The following is a 19,892-nucleotide window of genomic DNA, read 5'->3' on the forward strand; positions in this document are numbered from 1 at the left end:
TGTCATGACCTGTCCTGTCGGGGCGTTCGGAGGGGACGGCAGCAGGCTCGCACGTGCCCTTGCCGCCGGGCAAACCGTTTGCGGGGTGCGGCCCACCGTCACCGCGGTGGGCCGCACCCCTGGGAATCACCGGAGAGCGGCGCTCACAACTCCTTGATCCTGACGTCCCGGTACGAGACCACGTCCGTGGTGCCGTGCACCTGGAGTCCGAGGTAGCCGGAGGCGAACCGTCGCCCGTCCGTGCCCGGGTCGTCCGAGCGGGGCGGGGTGAAGTCCTGGCCGCCGATGTTGTCGAACTCGTTGATCAGCACACCGTTGCGGTAGACCGAGTAGTGCTGGTCGACCACCCGGATCTCGTAGTCGTTCCAGGTGCCCTTCTGGGTCACGCCCGCGCCGGCCAGGCCTACGCGGTCGAAGCCGTAGACCGAGCCCGTCTTGTACATGTCACCGTCGGGCCGGTCCAGGACCTGCACCTCGTGCCCGTACTTGATGGCGACCCACTCCGGCCGTGGCTCCTCCGGATGGTCGTGGATCCACGGGAAGCGCACGAACACACCGGAGTTGGCGTTGCCGGTGCCCGGTGCGTCGTCCCGCCACTGGAGCCGCAGCGAGAAGTCGCCGTACTTGCGCTCCGGGAACCACAGCATGCCGAGCCCGTCCTTGGTCGTGCCGGAGGTGATCGACCCGTCGGCGTTCAGCCCGAACGAACCGCCGCCCACCTGCTGCCACTTGGCGAACGACTCGGCGCTGCCGTCGAGGATCTTCCGATAGCCCTCGGTCTGCCCGGGCTTGCCGATCCCGGACTGCCGGGCGGCCTTCTGGATGGCGTTGTACTCGCGCTGGTCGAGGACCCCTTCCTTGAGGAGCTTGTCGAGGACCGTCTTCACGTGCTTGACGAACAGCGCGTGGGAGGTCCACTCCTTCTCGTCCTCGATCAACTCGTTGATACGGCACCGGCTGTTGGTGAGCCGGTTGGGCACCCCCGAGTCGACCTCGCCGACGATCACCGTCAACCGCTCGTCGAACTCGGGGCAGTTAGGTGCGGGGACCTGGCTCGACACGACGGTGAAGGTCACCGTGCGAGCGGCGGCGGTGTTGCCCGCCTTGTCGGTGGCCCGGTAGGCGAGGGTGTGGGTGCCGGCGCGGTCGACGATCACCGCAGTGGTGTATGCGATGTACGGTCCACCGTCGATCGAGTACTCGATCCGGTCGACACCGGAACCGTGCTCGTCCGTCGCGCTCACGGTCACCTTGGCGTTGCCGACATAGGCCCCGGCCGAGTTCTTCGTGCCCTCGACGGTCACACCCGTCACCGGCGGCGTGGTGTCCGGGGTGGGTGTCGCGACCACCGTGAAGCGCACGCTTTTCTCTGCGGCGACGTTGCCCGCCTTGTCGGTGGCCCGGTAGCGCACGGTGTGGGTGCCGAGCTGGTGCACCATCACGGGCGCGGTGTACGCCTGCCAGGACCCGTCGCCGACGGCGTACTCGATGGTGTTGACGCCGGAGCCGGTGTCCGAGGCGGACACGGTCACCGTCGCCATGTCGAGGTACGCCCCGTCGGCGTTCTGCTCGCCGGTCACCGTCGCCGAGGTGTCCGGGGGAGCGGTGTCGTCGGAGGGCGGGGGGACCACCGTGAACTGGACGCTCTTCTCGGCGGAGACATTGCCCGCCTTGTCGAGCGCCCGGTAGCGGACCTTGTGGCTGCCGACCTGGTCGACGACGACCGGGGCGGTGTACGGCAGCCAGTCGCCCGAATCGCCGACCGCGTACTGTATACCGTCGACCCCGGACCCGCCCTCGTTGTCCGTCGCGCTGATCGCGACACTCGCCGAGCCGACGTACTCGCCCTGCGCGTTCTGTGTCCCGGTCACCTGCGCCGCCGTCGTGGGCGGGACGGTGTCCTCGCCGGTGCCCTCGGTCACCACGAGGATGCCCTGCATCTGTCCGTGGCCCGGGATCGTGCAGTGGTAGAAGTAGCGGCCCGGGGTGAGGGTGACCTCGGCGGTGTGGCGGCCGCCCATGTCGTCGTTCGGGTTGGCGAGGATGTTGAGTTCCACATCGCTGTTGAACTCGGGGTCCGACGTCACGAACGTCAACGTGTGCGGCATGCCGGTGGTGTTGCCGGTCGCCACGCTGTTCTCGAAGACGATCGTCGCCTGACCCGCCACCGCGGTCACCGGCGCCGACGTGTACTTGGTGATGTCGTCGCCGGCCGTCCAGGTGAGTGTCTGGGCGGCGGCCGCCTGCGCCACGGGCTGCTGGGCGGAGACGGGTGCCGTCTGCAGCCCGAGCATGATCAGTACGGCGGCCAGCAGGGCCGTCCAGATTCTTCGTCGCGGTGTCACCGAGCAGCCCCCCTCGCCAGCTGATCGGCGGCCGGAGTGGGACCGCCGCCCTTGTAAGTGACCTGCCACAGCGCCGACTTGGCGTCCGAGGTGAAGAAGCCGCGGCCGTAGTCGAGCACGTACAGCGAGCCGTCCGGACCGAACTTCCAGTCCATGAGGTTCTTGATGCCGTCGTTGCCGATGGGCACGATCTTCTTCAACGACTCGGAGTGCACGGGGAGTCCGCCCTCCCCGTGCGTCTTCGGGTCGGTGATGACGGCGTTGCGCGGCTGGTCGGCGTCGTAGAAGTCACCGACGAACCACTTGCCGTCCCAGTACGAAGGCCACTTGACCTCGCTGGTGCTCGCCGTGTCGTAGCGGTAGACCGGTCCGTTCATCGCGGCCTGTCCGCCGCCCTTCAGCCACGGCAGCAGATACGTGGACTCCTCCTGCTTGTAGGAGGGGATGCCGTTCGCGTCGCGCGGGAAGTCCGGTGCGCCGCCCTGGGGCGAGTACCAGATGTTGTTGCCGGTGACCGGCGGGAGGTTGACGAGGCCGTCGTTGTTCGGGGACTCGTTCTTCGGGTGGTCGCAGTCGTACCAGCCCAGCGGCTTCGTCGGGTCGGGGAGGTTGCGGTCGCGGTAGGGCTGCTTGTTGCCCATGCAGTACGGCCAACCCCGGTTGCTCGCCTTGGTGATGACGGCGAACGTGTCGTACTTGGCCGGGCCCCAGGTCGTCGAGGGCGCCGAGGCGTCCGGGCCGACCCAACCGGCGTACAGGATGTCGGTCTGCCGGTCGACGAAGATACGGGCGGGGTTCCTGACCCCCATCACATAGATCTCGCCGCGGGTCTTGCCGCCGCCCTCGTCGGTCTCCTGCCCGGTGAAGAGGTTCCCGGCGGGCAGGGTGTACGTCCCGTCCGGCTCCGGGTGGATGCGCAGGATCTTGCCGTTGAGGTTGTGGGTGTTGCCGGCGGTGCGCCGCGCGTCGGCGAAGGAGACGCCCTTGTAGTTCGGCTCCGGGTTGTTGCCCGAGTAACCACCGCTGAAGCCACTGGAGTTGTTGTCACCGGTCGCGATGTACAGGTTGCCCTTCGAGTCCCAGGTCATCCCGCCGCCCGCATGGCAGCAACTGTGGATCTGCACCGGCCACTTGAGCAGCACCTTCTCGCTGCCCAGGTCCAGCTTGTTGGCGGCCGGGTCGAGCGTGAACCGGGAGACCCGTCGCTCGGCCATGCGCGTCTCGCGGTTGATCTGCGCGTGCGGTGTGTAGTGGAGATACACCCACCCGTTGTCCTCGAACCGCGGATCGAGCTCGATGCCGAGAAGCCCCTCCTCGACCTTGACCAGCTCGTCGCCGCCGCCCTTGTTGCCGAAGACCGTCAACGCCCCCGCGAGGGTGACCTTCTTGGTCTTCGGGTCGTAGACATGGATCTCACCCCTGCCCTTGCCGATGTCGGGGTTGTTCCAGTCGGTGACCACGGGCTGAGAGGAGTCCGCGCCGCCCCGGCCGATGTAGAGCACCCGGCCGTCAGGCGCGGTGACCAGGCCGTGCGGCTCGCCGATCTGGTCGTTCCGCCCGGCCTGGTTGGGCTGGGTGAGGCGCTCCGCCTTGTAGTTGCCGGTGATGGTCGCCTTGCAGTCGGCCTGCACCAGCCGCGAGGTCCACAACAGGGCACCGCGCAGATGCGTACGGAAGTCGCTCTCGTCGTACGACGACACCGTGCCGCCCATGCCGGTGTAGAAGGAACGGCCGCCGTCGTAGTCACGGCACCAACTCACCGGATGGTCCCAGCCGTTCTTGCCCGCTCCCGGCTGATACGTCGACTCGCGGACCCGGGCCACGGTGTGGACCTCGCCCGAGGGGTTCTTGGCCCAGTTGAACCACTGATCGGGCCGCTTCCACTGCACCGGCAGATCCTTGGTCGCCGGATGCCGGCGGTCGCCGACCTCGACGACGGCCCGTTGTACGGCCGTCGGACTGGAGGCCGCCGGACGGGCGCCGACCAGACCTGTGAACCAGTCCGAGTACGGCTCGGCGCGCGCCGCGTCATGGACGCCGACGAAACCGCCGCCGGCCTCCATATAGGCCTCCAGACCGGCCTCCTGCTCCGGATCGAGGATGTCACCGCCGCCGGTCAGGAAGACGATCGCGTTGTAACGCCCGAGCTTCGTCTCGTCGGTGAACACCGACGCGTCGTCGGTGGCCACAGTCTTGAACCGCTGGTCCGTCGGCCCGGACAGGCCGATCTTCTCGATCGTCTCGATCCCCGCGTTCACGACCGGCGACTCCTCCCCGGCCGCCGCGGAACCGTAGAAGACCAGCACACGTACATTCGCGCCGCCTGGCGGCGACTTCACGGACATCGTTGTCAGGGGTGGCTCCGGGGCCGGACGCGCGCTGGCGGCGGGACCCGACAGCAGTCCGGCGACGACGATCCCGGCGGTCACGCCCGCCACGCCGACCCGTCTTCTCGCGCTCAGTCCTCGTAAGTGCATGGGCACCTCCTCGGTCACAGCAACAGCGCGTTGGAAGCTAGACCTCTTTGCGCAACTCGCCAATACCTATGACCGAGTTGGGGTCAACTTTGTCCTGAGCGTGGAAAAACAGCGGAACGGCCGGTACCGTCTCACAGGTTCATCACAGGTGCGTCTCCGCAAGTTCCGTATCAGGGTGGGGAGTTCCACGTGGACAGACGCGGGTTCAATCGACGAGTACTGCTGGGTGGCGCGGCCGTCGTGGGCAGCGGGGCCGTCGCGACATCGTTGTCGCTGGCGCCGGACGCCGCGAGCGCCGACGGACCGGCCAGGACCGCACCGGCCGGGGGCGAGGTGAGACGCATCAAGCTGTACGCCGAGAAGCTCGCCGACGGGCAGATGGGCTACGGCTTCGAGAAGGGCAAGGCGACGATCCCCGGCCCGCTCATCGAACTCAACGAGGGCGACACCCTGCACATCGAGTTCGAGAACACCATGGACGTCACGGCGAGCCTCCACGTTCACGGCCTCGACTACGAAATCACCAGCGACGGCACCAAGTTGAACAAGAGCGACGTCGAGCCCGGCGGCACCCGCACCTACACCTGGCGCACCCACGCCCCAGGCCGTCGCAAGGACGGCACCTGGCGGGCGGGCAGCGCGGGCTACTGGCACTACCACGACCACGTGGTGGGGACCGAGCACGGGACGGGCGGTATCCGCAAGGGCCTCTACGGTCCGGTGATCGTGCGGCGCAAGGGCGACGTCCTCCCGGACAAGACGTACACGATCGTCTTCAACGACATGCTCATCAACAACAAGCCGGCGCACTCCGGGCCGAACTTCGAGGCCACGGTAGGCGATCGCGTCGAGATCGTGATGATCACCCACGGCGAGTACTACCACACGTTCCACATGCACGGTCATCGCTGGGCCGACAACCGCACGGGCATGCTCACCGGCCCCGACGACCCGAGCCAGGTCATCGACAACAAGATCGTGGGCCCCGCGGACTCCTTCGGCTTCCAGGTCATCGCGGGGGAGGGCGTCGGGGCGGGCGCGTGGATGTACCACTGCCATGTCCAGAGCCACTCCGACATGGGGATGGTCGGGCTGTTCCTGGTGAAGAAGACGGACGGCACGATCCCGGGGTACGAGCCGCACGAGCACGCTCACTGACGGGAGAGGTCGAACAGGGTCCATTCGGTGGCGGGTTGCTCCTGGACGTAGAGGCGGGTGCCGCCGAAGAAGGCGACGTGCTCGCCGTGGACGAGGACGCCATGGGCATACCTGACCGGTGAAGTGCGGACCCGCGGTACGCCCAGGTGGCGTGGCGGTCCACGTCGAGGGCGCAGCAGTCGACGACGTGGCGAGTTCCTGGGGCCGGGCCGGACGCCCACAAAGGCTCTCCCGTGCTGCTCCACCGACGTACGCCGGGTGCGCTGAGTCGATCACCCAGGACGCCTTCGTCGAAGCCGCCGGCGGGCAGGGCGCCGATCATCGGGTGACGCAGCCGAACCGCGCTCAGGCATGGGCCTTTCTCGTGGTCATACGCCGATGATCTGGCCGTCCCGATCTCGTGAGCAACCGGATTTCGGTCCCCGGAGAGCGCTCTCACGCCTCTCCGGGCCAGGGCTATCCTGATCCGCAACCGCGAGGAGGGCCCCGAAGTGACCGAGACAGCGCCGCGTCCCACGCTGGAGGCCGTGGCCGAGCGGGCCGGGGTGTCGCGGGCCACCGCGTCCCGGGTGGTGAACGGTGGGGACGGGGTGCGGGAGCCTCTCGTCGAGCGGGTCCGGCGGGCGGTGGAGGAGCTGGGGTACGTGCCCAACCAGGCCGCCCGCAGCCTGGTGACGCGCCGGCACGACGCGATCGCCGTCGTCGTCGCCGAGCCGGAGACCCGGGTCTTCGCCGACCCCTTCTTCGCGCTGCAACTCAGGGGCATCAGCAAGGAGTTGACGGCCCACGACAACCAGCTGGTCCTGCTGCTGACCGAAGGGCGCGACGACCACGCCCGGGTCGGCCGGTACCTCGCCGGCGGCCATGTCGACGGGGCGCTCGTCTTCTCCCTGCACCTCGACGATCCGCTGCCCGAACTGATCCAACGGGCCGGTATCCCGACGGTGTTCGGCGGCCGGCCCGGATGGAGCGACGGCAGCCGTGACGTGGTGTTCGTCGACAGCGACAACCGGGGTGGGGCGCGGGACGCCGTACGCCATCTCCTGGGCCTCGGCCGCACGCGCGTCGCGCACATCACCGGTGCCCTGGACCAGACGTCGGCGGTGGACCGGCTGGAGGGGTTCCGGGACGTCATGGGGGACACCGGTCCGGAGCTGGTGGCCGAGGGGGACTTCACTCCCGGGGGCGGGGAACGGGCGATGCGGGAGCTGCTCGAGCGCTGCCCGGACGTCGACGGCGTGTTCGCCGCGAACGACCTCATGGCGTCCGGGGCGCTGCGGGTGCTGCGTGAGCAGGGGCGGCGCGTGCCTGACGACGTGGCCGTGATCGGGTTCGACGACATGCTGACGGTGGCGGAGCAGACCGATCCGCCGCTCACGACGATCCGTCAGGACATCGAGGAGATGGGGCGGTTGATGGCCCGGCTGTTGCTGGGAACGGACGGCGCCGCGTCCAGCGTCGTGCTGCGGACGACGCTGGTGCGGCGGGCGTCCGCCTAGGTGTGGGCGCGCAGCTTGTCCAGCGTCAGCTCCAGGAGGGCCACCCGGAAGTCGGGCTCCGTGTCGCCGCCGGCCTCGTGCTCGTTCGGCCGGTCGGGCCAGCCGTCCTGGCGCAGCCGCTCCAGCAGACGGGCCCACTGCGCGGTCACGTCTTTCGGCGGCAGCTTTCCGAGATCCAGGAAGAGGTCCACGGAGCTGACGAACCGGGCCTCCACATCGGGCCGTCGGAGCTCGGCCGTCAGCAGGTCGAACGCTCCGGGCTCGTCCCGGTGGATCGCCCCGTCCACGCTCGCCACGCGCAGACCCGGGTCGGCCGATCCGGCCTTCCCCGCGAGCGCCGCGGAGGCAGCACGGGCGTCGGCCTCCTCCCTACAGGGGATCGTGGCGAGGGCGTACGCCGCCGAGCGCACGACCTCGATGTCGGGGTCGTGCTCCATGGCCTCGATCAGGGCGGCGACCGCCCGTGACTCCTCGGGCAGTCCGGCAGCGATGGTGTCCAGCCCGGCGGCGGCGTTCGCCCTCACCAGCGGGTCGGCGTGGCCGAGCGCTGCGAGGAACATCTCCACCGGCGGGTCGTCCAGGCGCCGGCCGGCGTGGAGCGAGGGATAGCAGCTCAGGACCTCGCTGAACGTGAACGGATCCTGGTCCGGTACACAGAGCCTGTCGAGCGTCTCGCGGACGGCGTTGTTCAGGCACACGTGGTTGAACCGGAGCATGACGGAGAGGGCCTCCACGCCCAGCGCCACGCGATCCGGTTCGGCACTCCCGCACAGGTCGAGGGCCTCCCTGATGTGCAGGGCGGCCAGCTGCCGATCCGCCCAGGTCTCGTCATCAGGCGGTTCACAGTGGGAAACCAGCAGCGCGTGGCGGTGGTCGCTCCTCGCCGGGTGCGCCAGGGCCCGCTCCAAGGTCTCCCGGGTCTCGCGTCGCGTGCGTTCGATGTCGTCCGCGGGGAGCGGAACGTAGCGGCGTACGGCGTCGTGGAGCAGCTCGACGGTCACGCCGAACGTGACCACGTAGTCGAGGGAGTCCGGGGCCGTACCGGACAGCTCATGGAGCATCCCGCCCTGCTCACGTACGCGCCGCAGCCGAGCGCCCACTTCGGCGGCCAACTCGTCGTCGACGGTGTCCAGCGCGGCACCCGCCCCGAACTCGGCCAGCAAGGCGGTCCAGGCACGCACCAGTTCAACCGGCTCATCGGCATGGGCGGCGAACATCCGCTCCACGCGTTCCCGCACCGCCCGGTCCCGGCACACGGCATCGCAGAACGGCCCCGCGACAGCGTCGAACCAGATGGGAGACGGCTCCCGGTCCATCGCCTGCGCCAGCTCCCGTATCGCCCAGGCCATGTCCCTCGCCTGGGCGATCTCGCCGGCGGCGGTGGCCCGCACCTCCGGCTCGGGCGACCTCAGCCGTACGGACAGCTCGTGCTGCCGCTCCTGCTCTTTCCGAGCCCGGCGCTCGGTGAACGTCCTGAACATCCTGACAGGCTAAGGGCGCCGGCCGGCCTCCTCGCGGCCCTCGTCAGCCCTGTCCCGGCACGCTCTTGATCACCGCGAACCGCGCCCCGTACGGATCGGCCAGCTTGGCCACGCGGCCGACGCCCTCCACGTCCGTGGCGGGCATCCGGACCGTGCCGCCGAGCTCCTGCGTCCTGGACACCACCGCGTCCGGGTCCGTGACCTCGAAGTACGGCAGCCAGTACGGATCCGTCTCCCCGGGAGCCTCGGCCAGGGGCACGATGCCGCCGAACATGGCGTCCTCGGACGCACCGGCGGGGTTGATGGTGGTGTACGTGCCGCCGGGGAAGTCGACGCCGTAGGTCTCCAGACCGAGGGCGGCGTTGTAGAAGAACGCGGCCGCGGGCTGGTCCGGTGTGTACAGCTCCAGCCAGCACAGCGAGCCGGGCTCCTGCACGACGTCGAGGCCCTTGTTCCGGGCGGGCTGCCAGATACCGAAGGGGACACCCGCCTTGTCGGCGAGGATGGCCATGCGGCCCTGGTCCATGACGTCCATGGGCTGCATCAGCACCGCGCCGTGCGCCTGCTCGGCGGCCTTCGCCGTGGCGTCCGCGTCCGGGGTCTGGAAGTACACCGTCCAGGAGGGCGGGCCCTGCTCCGGTGGGTTCTGCATGCCGGCCGCGGCCGTCCTGCCGTCGAGCTGGAAGAAGCCGTATCCGCCGGCCTCGGGCGGCCCCGGCTGGAACCGCCAGCCGAACAGCGCGCCGTAGAAGGAAGCGGCGCCGTCGATGTCGGGGGTGCCGAGATCGAGCCAGTTCGGGGCGCCGGTGACATAACGGGTGGTGAGCATCGTTGCCCTCCTTTGAAGGGTCCCGTCCACTGCACTGCCGAGTCTTGCACCGCCCACTGACAATCGCCCCGGGCGGTGGCCATCCGTGTCCGGCAGACCGCTCCCAGTTTTCCTGCGATTCCGCGCGCCGCCGTGCGCCACGCCGTGCGGCGGAGGACCATCAAGGCGGCCGGGGGCCTGCGAACGCGGCGTTGATCCCGCGTTGATCGAACGTTTTTCGCCGCCCGGCACGATCCTCAGCATGCTCATCGAAACGATCACCCCGCCCGGCCTGGACTGGCAGGACGAGGCGTTGTGCGCGCAGACCGGTGGAGACTTCTTCTTCCCCGAGCCGGGCAGCTCCGTACGGGAGGCGAAGCGGATCTGCGGCCTGTGCCCGATCCGCTCCGCCTGTCTGGAGTACGCCCTCGACAACGACGAACGCTTCGGTGTCTGGGGCGGTCTGTCGGAGAAGGAACGCCTGGAGATCAGGCGTACATCTCACTGATCAGGCGTACGTCACACTGAACCGCCACGTCCCCGCCGGCACCCGGACGTCCTGGCCGGTCACGGCGAGCTCCTGCCCGTTGGCCTCGGCCGAGCGCACCTCGCCGAACTGGCACGGATAGACGAACCGCACCCCCTGCGGCGCCTGGGTGATGTCCACGGTCACCGTCCGCGCGGCCGGGTCGTGGGCGAGCCGGTAACCGAACGGCGAGCCGAAGAGCGTGGGGGCCGCGTCCACGGTGACCCGTTCGTCCCCCGGCACCCAGTGCGGTCGTACGCCGGGAGCGATGTACAGGTGCGGGTCGTGGTCCTCGTCGGCCTCGAAGAAGAGGATGTCGCGGATCAGCAGCAGGTACTCGGCGGCCGCCCAGCCGTGCGGGATGTCGCCCATGTACCAACGGCCGAACGGGGCTTCGGCGAAGTCGGACGCCACCGGGTACGCGTGCTGCTCGTTCCAGGCGCCCAGCGCCGCCGCGCGCCCTGCTGTGTGGGGGAAGCCCGCGCCGACCGTCCAGCCGAGCAGCTCGTCCATCCGTCCCGGATCACCGGCGAGCAGATAGGCGTGCGCCAACTGCATGGTCAGGTAGGGCCCGTACGCGTACCAGGCGGCGTCGTGCCGGAAGCCGCCGGTGACGAAGTGCGCGTACATCGTGTCGAGCGTGTAGCGGGCCGCCCGGTCGATGTCGTCGCCCAACTTGCTGCCCATGTGCAGACGCAGCGGGTGGAAGTAGGCGGCCGTGCCGATCATCGTCGAGTCGCGCCGTCCGACGTCGCCGGGGCCGGGGCCGGTCGGGATGTACGTCTCCCAGGCGCCGCTTCGCTGCTGCTCGCCCAGCACCCAGCGGATCGATCCGGCGGTGGCGCGCTTCAAGTCGTCGAAGGTGCCCCACAGTTCACCGACCTCCGGCGCACCGATGCGCTCGGCGAGCCGTGCGGCCTCGTAGAGCCCGGCCAGGCCCCAGAAGTCGTCCCAGTAGTGCGGCTGGTGGCGTTCGCCGAGATGCTCGGCGCTCCAGCCGCTGTGCAGCAGGCCGTTCTCGTCGCGGTTGTCCCGCAGCCAGCGGGCCGCGTCGCGCACATACGGGACGTACAACCTGGTCCCGAACGCCGCCTGTCGGCCGCTCGTGCGGTCGAACCGGCCGATCGCCCACAGGGCTTGGCCGTTGCTGTCCCACTCGCGGTCGTCCTTCTCGTGCGGGCCGCCGTAGAAGCCGTACTCGGCGCACGGACCGATCCGGCCCGTCCCGCGGTTGAACTTGAGCGGGTAGTGGGTGCCCAACTGCCTTTCGGCCAGTGCCGAGTCGCCGACGAGCGAGCATGCCGTCGCCTCGACGGAGGAGTCGCGGATCCAGAAGGAGTCGTAGACGGTCGGGCCGGGATGGATCTCACCGTGGTCGGACAGGATCAGGAGCTGTGAACGCGCCTGCCGGAACTGGTCGGTGAGGTGCGCCACCGGGCGCGGCAGCCCCGGCTGGAGGCCTTGCCCGAGAAGCTTCGCCGTCCAGAAGTCCCGGTTGGCGGACTCCAGTTCAGCGGTCGGTGTGCCCCTGAGTTCGGCGAGGTCGGCGGAGCCGGAGAACTGGTCCACGGGCAGGCGTACGTCGATCTCGAAGACCTCGTCCTCGGCGATCTGGAACGGCCACGCGAACACCGCGCTGCACAGCCCCGCCACCTGGTCCTGCGCCTCCAGGGCGCCGTTGAGCTTGCCGCCGACGGCCAGGTCGTGGAAGGCGCTGCGGGTGAGATACGTGTCGGGGTCCGAGGAGAAGTCCGCGTTGCCGTAGACCCCGTACTGCTGGGGCGCGGTGTCGAAGACCGGGCCCCAGCCCGAGTTGGTCTCCACCCGCTGCTCGTTCGGCAGATGGCGCAGGAACGTCAGCCGCCGGTCGGTGATCTGCCGCCCGTTGCGGTCGTGCCGCTGGAAGCCGCTGGGCCCGGCCGGCAGTACCGCCGCGCACAGCAGCCCGGTGCGCTCCTGGCCCGTCGGACTGCCCACGGTCACCCGTGTGACCACCAGGTCCCGTTGGCTCGCGCCGACGGTGCCGGCGAAGGTGCGCTGCACGAACTCGACGTCGTCCGCGGTGCGGAACGTCGTCAGCACGACCGGCAGATGCGGTGCTTCCAGCCGCTGCTCCACCTGTCCGCCGTCCGGGAGTTGGGGCAGCCGCACGGCGCCCGTGGCCGGATCGTGCAGGAAGAACGAAAGGCTGTACTTGTCGTAGACGGGCTCGATCTCGCCCGCCTGGCCGATCAGGGACTCCTGCCGGTGGTCCTTGACGCCGACCATGTGCCAGTACCGGTACAGGGCGTTGGAGGCGAAGGCCGCCTCCTTGGACTCGTAGGTGCCGGAGTCGAAGTCGTCGCTCCAGCGTCGGAAGGCCTGCTGCGCCCACCAGGGCACGGGGTACGGGACCTGTTCCCGACCCGCCCAGGCGCGCCACATGACCTCGTAGAACATCCACTCATGGGTCTGGGCCATGGTGTGTCACCCCCTTCGGGCACCGTTGCACCGACGGAGCCTCCCGTAAATCCGTGCGACCGGCCGTTCGGGGTGCGGTTAGGATCCGGGGGCGCGGTCCGGGCGTAGCGCAGAGGCAGACGCGCCGCCCTCTCAAGGCGGTTACGCCGGTTCGAATCCGGTCGTCCGGATGCGTGCGCGGGGTCCCGTAGAGCAGAGGCAGACTCGCCGCCTTGTCAGGGCGGATACGCCGGTTCGAATCCGGTCGGGACCGCGGTACGGCGGTGATGGGCGGGACGGCACAGGGGCGAGGCGATCATGGAGTCGGGACTGTCCGTTTCGGGGCACGAGGCGGTCACCGAGGCGGAACTGGCCGCCTTCCACCAGGTCGTGGGCAAGTTGCGCTCCCTGCCCGTCGACGACCCGGTGCGGTTGCGCGCCGAGCAGGTCGCCGCCTCCTTCGCCCGCGACGGACGGCTCCGTCGGCGCAAGACGCGGGGTGCCGAAGCCTCCGCCGCCGACGCGCAGGCCATGGCCGCGACCGCGACCGGCGCGCTGAGCCGCCGCGAGGACGCACCCCTGGCCGGGTCCGGCGATCCAGGTGTCTTCCGTAAGCCGCGCACCTGCTATGTCTGCAAGTCGCCCTATCAACACGTCGATGCCTTCTACCACCGCCTCTGCCCCGCCTGCGCCGCCGACAACACGGCCCGGCGGGAGCTGAGCACCGACCTCGACGGGCGCCGCGTGCTGCTCACCGGCGGCCGGGTGAAGATCGGCTTCCAGCTGGCGCTGATGATGCTGCGCGACGGCGCGGAGGTCCTTGTCACCTCGCGTTTCCCGCACGACACCCTGCGCCGCTTCCGCGCCGAGCCGGGCAGCGGGAAATGGCTCGACCGGCTGAGCGTGCTCGCCGTCGACCTGCGCGACCCACGCCAAGTACTCGGACTGTGCGAGGAGTTGCGGCAGGAGGGCGAACCGCTGGACATCCTCGTCAACAACGCCGCGCAGACCGTACGGCGGCCGCCCGAGTCGTACGCGCTGCTCGCCTCCGGGGAGTACGACGCGCTGCCCGAGGGAGCGCGCAAGGCGCCCGGCTTCACGCCGATGCGGATGCTGGCGAGCGGCGCGGCATCCTTGCCGGCGGCCCTGCGCGAGGCCGACGAGGCCGGACTGCTGCCCGATCCGTCCCCGGAGAACTCCTGGTCCGCCCGGCTCGGCGCCCTCGACCCGGCCGAGGTGCTGGAGACCCAGCTCGTCAACGCCCTCGCCCCGGCCCTGCTGTGCGACCGGCTGCTGCCCCTGCTGCTCGCCTCGCCGCAGCCGCGCCGGTACGTGGTCAACGTGACCGCGGTGGAGGGCCGTTTCGCCGTCCGCAACAAGATGGCAGGCCATCCCCACACCAACATGGCCAAGGCCGCCCTCAACATGCTCACCCGCACCAGTGCCGCCGAACTCGCCGACCAGGGCGTCCACATGTGCGCCGTCGACACCGGCTGGATCACCGACGAGAACCCGGCGCCGAAGAAGGCGCGGATGGCGGAGGCCGGGTTCCGGACACCGCTGGACGTGGTGGACGGGGCGGCCCGGGTGTACGACCCGATCGTGCGGGGTGAGGCGGGGGATCCGGTCTCCGGGGTGTTCCTCAAGGACTATCGGGAGGCGCAGTGGTGACACCGGACGAGGGGAAACGGCCGGCGGCGGGCGGGTTCGCCGGTGTGCCGTCCGTCGTGCCGCGCCCGGTCGCCGAACTCGCCCCGCTGCTGGACTGGTTGCGCGCCGGACGCCCCGCCGGGGAACGGCTGGACTTCCCGGCGGGTACGGCGCTGCCCGACGGCCGCCTCGACCTGTGCAAGCAGGAGCTCGGTGCCGAGGGAGCGGCCCTGGTAGCGGAGGCGCTGGCCCAGGGGCCCTCTCCGGTACGGCATCTGCTGCTCGGCACGGACGGGCTGGGCGACACCGGGGCGGCCGTCGTGGCCGGGGCGAGCGAGGACGTCGAGACGCTCTACCTCGGCTGCAACGGGATCACCGCGGGCGGCGCCTGCCGGATCGCCGACCAGCTGCGGGCCTCGCCGCAGGTCGTCACCGGGGTGTGGCTCAAACGCAACCCGCTGGGCGCCGGGGGAGGGCGGGCGGCGGCCGAACTCATCGAGTCCGCACGGTCGTTGCGCACCCTCGACCTCGTGCAGACCGGCCTCGACGCGGCCGGTGCCGTCGTCCTCGCCGACGCGCTGCTGGCGGCCGCCGGCAACGGGCGCCGTATCGAGCGGCTCTTCGTCGGCGGCAACCCGCTGAGGGAGGCGGGGGCCGAAGCGCTCGGCGCGGTCGTGGCGGCGGGCGCGATCGACGAACTGTATGTGTCCGCCGCCCGGTTGGGGGACGCGGGAGCGCTCCGCCTGGCCGACGCCCTGGAGCGGGCGCCGCACGGACGGCTCACCCGACTCGCCGTCGCCAGCAACGGCATCGGACCGCGGGCCGCCGCCCGGCTGGTGACGGCGGCCACCGCGGCCGGGGTCACCCTGCTGGACCTCGGCCGGGTGCGCGCGGCGGCGGTCCTGGGCGCCGCCGACAACCACATCGACCTGACGGCCGCCGAGACGATGGCCGAGGCCCTGGCCGCCGCCGAGCACCGCCTGACCCACCTGGTCCTGACCCACACCGGCATGCGCAGCCGCGAGGCCCACCGCCTCCTCGACACCGCACCCCGCGCCGTCACGGCCACGCGCTTCGTCCTGGGCCACGGCATCGCCGCCAGCGTCAAACGCCGCCTGGAGGCGCTCAGCGCACACCTTCCGCGGCCGGCGGTCCCCTCCGACGTGGCCGCCGTGCGGAGCGTGCACAGGACAGCCCCGCCCGACGCCTGACACTCACCGCTTTCGCATCCCCACGAACACCTTCGTCCAGAACCGCTGTTGCCGCTCCGAGGCCCCCACGAGATACGTCGCCCGCAGCTTCGCCGGCAGCAGCGCGACCAGACGTGCCACCACCGCGCGGTGCTTCTTCAGCTGGGACAGCTCCGCGTTGGCGAGGATCTGGTGGACGACGTCGCTGTCGTCGCCGCCCTCGCCGGAGTGCGCGGCGGCGCGACGCAGCCGGGCCTCCCACGCGTCGGCGTCACGGGCGAGCTCGCGCAGGCCCGTGACCTGGCGGCCCTTCAAGCGATCCATGAGGGCCGTGAGCGGAACCGGCGCGTACTCGCCGTCGCCCAGATACACCGTGCCCATCTCCAGCGGCAGCCCGCGCCGGTGCAGCTTGATGAGCCGCTCCAGCGTCCGCTTGGTGATCCAGGCCCGGCCCTCGTCGTCGATGTCGTGCTTCCACCACTCCAGGACCGTCTCCGCGTCGGAACCGTAGTGGGCGAGCAGCCACTCGTTGGCCGGGATGTCCTCCGGCTCGACGGTCAGCGAGGCCGTGAAGCGCGTCGCCTGGGCGATGTTGTTCCGGGACACCAGCAGCTTGCGGCCGAGGTGGTACGGCGGGTTCTGGACGGCTATCTGGGCGCGCAGGTTCTCGATCCGCCGCCCGGCCAGCGACCACTCCTGGGTGATCTCCATGAGCTTGGCGAACGCGGCCTTGTCCTTGGGCCGGTTGTACTCGTCCCACACGATCACCTTCGGCTGCGGACCCGTGAAGTGCGCTGCGAGCAGGTTGTCCAGCGTGCCGTCCGCCGACGGGATCGGCGCGCACAGGTCCTCGACGTTGGTCACCGGCAGCGAGAAGTACAGCGCGTCCCGGCCGAGCCCCTCGCGCACCGTCTCCCGCACCAGCTCCGTCTTGCCGCACCCGGGAGGACCCTGGAGCAGCACCGTCCAGCGGTTGCGCAGCGCGGCGCGCACCACCTGTCGTACCGGGTCGGGAATCGTCGAGGGGTTGGCCACGCCCACCGACTCGGCGATCCGGTCCAGGATCTCGTGCGTACGGTTCTGGCCGGGCTTGCCGTCCGGGCCCGGCTCGGCCAGCCGCAGCCGCTCGCCGTCGACCAGGGGCAGGCCCCAGCGCAGCGGGAAGCCTTCCCTCGCGTTGGCCAGGACATGGTCGAGGGTGCGCGGGGAGAGCTGCTCGCGCAGGGTGGGGGAGAGGGACGCCCACAGCGAGAACACCGGACGCAGGTCCCACGGGCGGTACTTGGCCGCCAGGTGCTTGCGCCAGGACGTGTCGTTGGCCGTGATCCGCATCGTGACCATGCGGTCCAGGAGCGCGAGGTCCCCGCGCCGGGACGAGGTCTCCGTGAGCGACTCGTTGTCCGTCAGGAACACCCCGACGCAGCCCAGGGCCCGCAGATCGTGCTCGCCCAGCGTCCAGTTGCACGCGATCTGCATCAGCTGCGACTGAATGGTGTCGCCCGCCTGCAGCGAGTCGTCGATGAGCAGCACGAACGGAGTGCCGGGCTTCAGCTGGCTCATCACCAGCTGGCGCAGCACCAGTTCACCGGTGTGCGGATCGCGCACCGGCGCGTTGACGAGCAGGTCGTCCGGCGTCAGGTTCGCCGCCGGCACGTACACCAGGGCGGTGTCCGGGTGGGCACGGGCGAGGTGCGAGAAGAACGTCGCCGTCTTGCCGATGCCGTGCTCGCCGAAGATCTGGCCCGTCTGGCCCATGTCGATCATCGCGTCGATGAAGGACTCGAGCCGCGAGACGGTCGTCGATTGCCTTGTTTCCGTGGTCATTTACCGCGATCCCGTGGTGACGCGATGGCAGTCCATCGCAGGTGTGTGCCTCTCGGGCCATTCGTCGCCGCCCTCCGTGATCAGCCAGATCCACTTGTCCGGCTCGGCGGGCGTGATCGCCGGCGCGTATCCGTCGGTGAGCACCACGACGGCGTCCGGGGTCTCCTCGAAAGGCCGCCCGTTCACCTCCGTACGGCCCTCCACGTAGTCCGCGACGACCTGGAAGCTCGTACCGCCACCGCCGTAGACCCGCTCGCCCGGCACGAAGGGCATCACCACGGCGTCGAAGGACAGCCAGTGCGCCTGGACGCCGTCGATCCTGCCCACGAGTTCGGTCAGCCAGGTGATCACATGGTGCGGCATCGAGCCCGAGGTGTCGTACGCGACGACCAGCACCTTGTCCCGCACCGGGCCGCGCCGCGCCAGCATCGGATCCTGGCCGAGGGCCGCGAGCAGGACACCGCGCTTCTTCGGGTACACCAGCCGCTCGCCGTCGCGCAGTCTGGAGCCGAGGACGTCGACCAGCCAGCGCTGCCACCAGTCGACCGTACGCGTGCGCGTGGTCTCGCCGCGCAGCATGCCCGCGCCCAGGTTCCCCCAGATCCGGGCCGCCCGGGCGTTGCCGTCCTGGGTGCGGTCCATGAGGTCGAGCAGCTCCCGCTCCGCGCCCGCGTGCCCGCGCCGGGCTGCCAGCAGGGAGTTGAGCAGCGCGGAGGAGGCCACCGCGTCGACGGTCTCCTGGTCGGCCGGGACCGGGGCGCCGTCCGCCAGATGCACGCACAGCCGGCGCTCCGGGACCGGCGGGCGGTGCATCCGCTTCAGCTCGCCGTAGACCCGCAGGTCCGTCTCGGTGAACGTCTCGTACGACACCGGCTCCAGGCCGTGGGCCGTGAGGTCCGCGCGGTAGTGCTCGTACACCTTGCGCGGGTCGATGCCCGTCGGCCGGCCGTCCAGCAGAGGCAGTTCGCGCCTGCCGAGCCGGACCAGTGCCACATGGTTGATGGACACCTCGGCGGCCAGCTCGAAGACCGGGTCGTCGTGCAGCTCGGGGTCGGCGAACAGATGGCGGTGCACGAGGTGGCGGGCCTCGTGGAACAGGACGAACTTCACGCCGTCCAGGCCGAGTCCGACGAAGAAGTCCGGGTTGAACAGCAGCAGACAGGTGCCGTCGCCGGACGCCACCACGGCCGCCGTGTCGATGGCGGTCGTCGGGATCTGGTGGTGGCACTTGGCGTACAGCCAGGACGCCACCGCCGACTGCGTCAGCCCGAAGTCCAGCAGCGCGGCCTCCTTGAGCCGCCGCGCCTCCTCCACCACCTCCGGATCCGCCGGGCGGTACGCCTCCAGTGCCCTGCGGTCGGCGAGGTCGACCACCGGAGGACGCCGCCCCCGCTCTCCGTACGCCATCTCGTGCCCCCCGTACTGACCTGCCCCCGTGCCTCATTGGTACCAGGGCCCACTGACATCGGGCCAAGGCATTACGATCTGGCGTCAAGGGCGGGGTCGTAGCGCAGAGGCAGGCGCACCGGTCTCCAAAACCAGAACACGCTGGTTCGAATCCAGCCGCCCCGCCCCCCTAAGCGATGGCGCCGGCGGTCACCACGAGTTCGGGCACGTTCCCGTGGAAGCTCTCCATCAGCTGGGCCAGCACCGCCCACGCCTCCTCACGGTCGCCCAAGTGCTCCCGGACGAGCGGGCGGAGCGCGTTCTCCGCCTCCTGGACGCGGGCCGGGAACAGTACGTGCCCCATCGCGAGCACCTCGAGGACGCGGACGGCCGGCCCCTCGGACATCACGTACTCGGCGGGACCGTCGTACACGCCCGCCTGGCGGAGCCGATGGGTGAACTTGGCGTGCGAGCCGAATCCCGCCCGCACGGACGGCGGGCAGTCCGGGCGTACGGAGAGCGCCCAGCGCGTGTAACCGGGCAGTGGGTGCTCGCCGTCGGCCTCGCCGACGGTCTGCCAGTCGGCGCGCGTCAGCACCATGGAGGCGGCGGCGCGTCCCGCGGCCATGGAATCGACCTCGCGCAGACTGCCGACGAGGCCATGGCGGACGTAGCTCTCGGGGATCTCGTGTTCCGCCCCCGGGAGCGTGCGGTCGACCGGGATGGTCCCGGTGCGGCCGGGGCCGAACGGCACACCGCGCGAGACGGCCCTGCGCAGCCCGGAGTCGGTCCCGATGTACCTCCACACGACAGCGTTGAGCGCCGGATCGTCGTTCTCGAGAATCCACAGCGCCACCGAGGCCGGCAGGTGCGTCGCCCACGTCCATGCCCGTCGCAACCGCTCCGCGGTGGCCTCGGGCCGCTCGGGCGAGGGCAGCCCGGTCCGTGCCCGTACCCGCTCGGCGGTCTCCCCGTCGACCAGGCCGAGCAGAAAGCCGACCGCCTGTTCCACCCTGCTGTTCTGCCGCATGGCCGCATGATGCCGCAGGCAGAAGCCGGCCCGCGCGGAAAATTTCTCCGCGCGGGCCGGTTCGTGTGCTCCTGGGCGA

14 protein-coding genes and 3 tRNA genes are annotated in these 19,892 nt (G+C 70.5%); 8 read left to right on the forward strand and 9 right to left on the reverse strand.

The features are described from left to right. Window positions 1-143: 143 nt before the first annotated feature. Complete coding sequence (locus OHU89_RS40500) at window positions 144-2,345, reverse strand: OmpL47-type beta-barrel domain-containing protein (protein ID WP_405650082.1); 2,202 nt, start codon at window positions 2,343-2,345, stop codon at window positions 144-146. Continuing rightward, complete coding sequence (locus tag OHU89_RS40505) at window positions 2,342-4,822, reverse strand: ThuA domain-containing protein (protein ID WP_405650084.1); 2,481 nt, start codon at window positions 4,820-4,822, stop codon at window positions 2,342-2,344. The genes OHU89_RS40500 and OHU89_RS40505 overlap by 4 nt, the downstream gene beginning before the upstream one ends. A 189-nt stretch (window positions 4,823-5,011) precedes the next feature. On the opposite strand from OHU89_RS40505, the gene OHU89_RS40510 reads away from it, so the two are divergent. Continuing rightward, window positions 5,012-5,980, forward strand: coding sequence for a multicopper oxidase domain-containing protein (locus tag OHU89_RS40510; protein ID WP_405650086.1), 969 nt, complete (start codon window positions 5,012-5,014; stop codon window positions 5,978-5,980). Here OHU89_RS40510 and OHU89_RS40515 read toward each other — a convergent pair. Continuing rightward, window positions 5,974-6,201 carry a hypothetical protein gene (locus OHU89_RS40515; protein ID WP_405650088.1) on the reverse strand — a complete coding sequence of 76 codons (228 nt, stop codon included), beginning with the start codon at window positions 6,199-6,201 and terminating at the stop codon, window positions 5,974-5,976. The genes OHU89_RS40510 and OHU89_RS40515 overlap by 7 nt on opposite strands. A 270-nt stretch (window positions 6,202-6,471) precedes the next feature. Here OHU89_RS40515 and OHU89_RS40520 point away from each other — a divergent pair, with 270 nt between their 5' ends. Continuing rightward, window positions 6,472-7,479, forward strand: coding sequence for a LacI family DNA-binding transcriptional regulator (locus OHU89_RS40520; protein WP_405650090.1), 1,008 nt, complete (start codon window positions 6,472-6,474; stop codon window positions 7,477-7,479). Here OHU89_RS40520 and OHU89_RS40525 read toward each other — a convergent pair. Beyond that, the gene (locus OHU89_RS40525) at window positions 7,476-8,960 is read right to left on the reverse strand and encodes a HEAT repeat domain-containing protein (RefSeq protein ID WP_405650091.1); all 1,485 of its coding nucleotides are present in this window, start codon (window positions 8,958-8,960) and stop codon (window positions 7,476-7,478) included. The genes OHU89_RS40520 and OHU89_RS40525 overlap by 4 nt on opposite strands. A 43-nt stretch (window positions 8,961-9,003) precedes the next feature. Next, window positions 9,004-9,789: a VOC family protein gene (locus tag OHU89_RS40530; protein WP_266885648.1), complete on the reverse strand. Its 786-nt coding sequence runs from the start codon at window positions 9,787-9,789 to the stop codon at window positions 9,004-9,006. Window positions 9,790-10,030: 241 nt separating this feature from the next. Between OHU89_RS40530 and OHU89_RS40535 the strand changes: the two genes are divergently transcribed. Further along, window positions 10,031-10,276, forward strand: a complete 246-nt coding sequence (locus tag OHU89_RS40535) for a WhiB family transcriptional regulator (RefSeq protein WP_199924482.1) — start codon at window positions 10,031-10,033, stop codon at window positions 10,274-10,276. Here the strand turns inward: OHU89_RS40535 and OHU89_RS40540 are convergent, their stop codons facing one another. Continuing rightward, window positions 10,277-12,754 (reverse strand): prenyltransferase/squalene oxidase repeat-containing protein, encoded by a 2,478-nt coding sequence (locus OHU89_RS40540; protein ID WP_405650093.1) that lies wholly within the window; start codon window positions 12,752-12,754, stop codon window positions 10,277-10,279. Window positions 12,755-12,852: 98 nt separating this feature from the next. Here OHU89_RS40540 and OHU89_RS40545 point away from each other — a divergent pair. The 4 genes from OHU89_RS40545 to OHU89_RS40560 all read left to right on the forward strand — a co-directional run bounded on the left by OHU89_RS40545 (window position 12,853) and on the right by OHU89_RS40560 (window position 15,594). Continuing rightward, a tRNA-Glu gene (locus tag OHU89_RS40545) sits at window positions 12,853-12,924 on the forward strand. 11 nt (window positions 12,925-12,935) lie between these two features. Then, a tRNA-Asp gene (locus OHU89_RS40550) sits at window positions 12,936-13,007 on the forward strand. Window positions 13,008-13,051: 44 nt separating this feature from the next. Then, complete coding sequence (locus OHU89_RS40555; RefSeq protein WP_405650095.1) at window positions 13,052-14,404, forward strand: SDR family NAD(P)-dependent oxidoreductase; 1,353 nt, start codon at window positions 13,052-13,054, stop codon at window positions 14,402-14,404. Beyond that, entirely contained in the window at window positions 14,401-15,594 is a 1,194-nt protein-coding gene (locus tag OHU89_RS40560; RefSeq protein WP_405650096.1) for a ribonuclease inhibitor, read from the forward strand. Before OHU89_RS40555 ends, OHU89_RS40560 begins: the two co-directional genes overlap by 4 nt. 3 nt (window positions 15,595-15,597) lie before the next feature. Here the strand turns inward: OHU89_RS40560 and OHU89_RS40565 are convergent, their stop codons facing one another. Further along, window positions 15,598-17,397 carry an AAA family ATPase gene (locus tag OHU89_RS40565; RefSeq protein WP_405650098.1) on the reverse strand — a complete coding sequence of 600 codons (1,800 nt, stop codon included), beginning with the start codon at window positions 17,395-17,397 and terminating at the stop codon, window positions 15,598-15,600. Further along, window positions 17,398-18,804, reverse strand: a complete 1,407-nt coding sequence (locus tag OHU89_RS40570) for a DUF2201 family putative metallopeptidase (protein ID WP_405650100.1) — start codon at window positions 18,802-18,804, stop codon at window positions 17,398-17,400. Between the two features lie 90 nt (window positions 18,805-18,894). Here OHU89_RS40570 and OHU89_RS40575 point away from each other — a divergent pair. After that, window positions 18,895-18,970: transfer RNA gene (locus OHU89_RS40575), tRNA-Trp, on the forward strand. 3 nt (window positions 18,971-18,973) lie between these two features. Here OHU89_RS40575 and OHU89_RS40580 read toward each other — a convergent pair. Next, complete coding sequence (locus tag OHU89_RS40580; RefSeq protein ID WP_405650101.1) at window positions 18,974-19,813, reverse strand: hypothetical protein; 840 nt, start codon at window positions 19,811-19,813, stop codon at window positions 18,974-18,976. Between the last annotated feature and the right edge of the window lie 79 nt (window positions 19,814-19,892).

Source organism: Streptomyces sp. NBC_00019 (assembly GCF_045041015.1).
In the GTDB taxonomy this organism is placed as follows: Bacteria; Actinomycetota; Actinomycetes; order Streptomycetales; family Streptomycetaceae; genus Streptomyces.

Coding starts and splice junctions, on each gene's coding strand:
- OHU89_RS40540 (WP_405650093.1), bottom strand. CDS start 12,754: ATGGCCCAGACCCATGAGTGGATGTTCTACGAGGTCATGTGGCGCGCC.
- OHU89_RS40505 (WP_405650084.1), bottom strand. CDS start 4,822: ATGCACTTACGAGGACTGAGCGCGAGAAGACGGGTCGGCGTGGCGGGC.
- OHU89_RS40530 (WP_266885648.1), bottom strand. CDS start 9,789: ATGCTCACCACCCGTTATGTCACCGGCGCCCCGAACTGGCTCGATCTC.
- OHU89_RS40525 (WP_405650091.1), bottom strand. CDS start 8,960: ATGTTCAGGACGTTCACCGAGCGCCGGGCTCGGAAAGAGCAGGAGCGG.
- OHU89_RS40570 (WP_405650100.1), bottom strand. CDS start 18,804: ATGGCGTACGGAGAGCGGGGGCGGCGTCCTCCGGTGGTCGACCTCGCC.
- OHU89_RS40565 (WP_405650098.1), bottom strand. CDS start 17,397: ATGACCACGGAAACAAGGCAATCGACGACCGTCTCGCGGCTCGAGTCC.
- OHU89_RS40580 (WP_405650101.1), bottom strand. CDS start 19,813: ATGCGGCAGAACAGCAGGGTGGAACAGGCGGTCGGCTTTCTGCTCGGC.
- OHU89_RS40535 (WP_199924482.1), top strand. CDS start 10,031: ATGCTCATCGAAACGATCACCCCGCCCGGCCTGGACTGGCAGGACGAG.
- OHU89_RS40555 (WP_405650095.1), top strand. CDS start 13,052: ATGGAGTCGGGACTGTCCGTTTCGGGGCACGAGGCGGTCACCGAGGCG.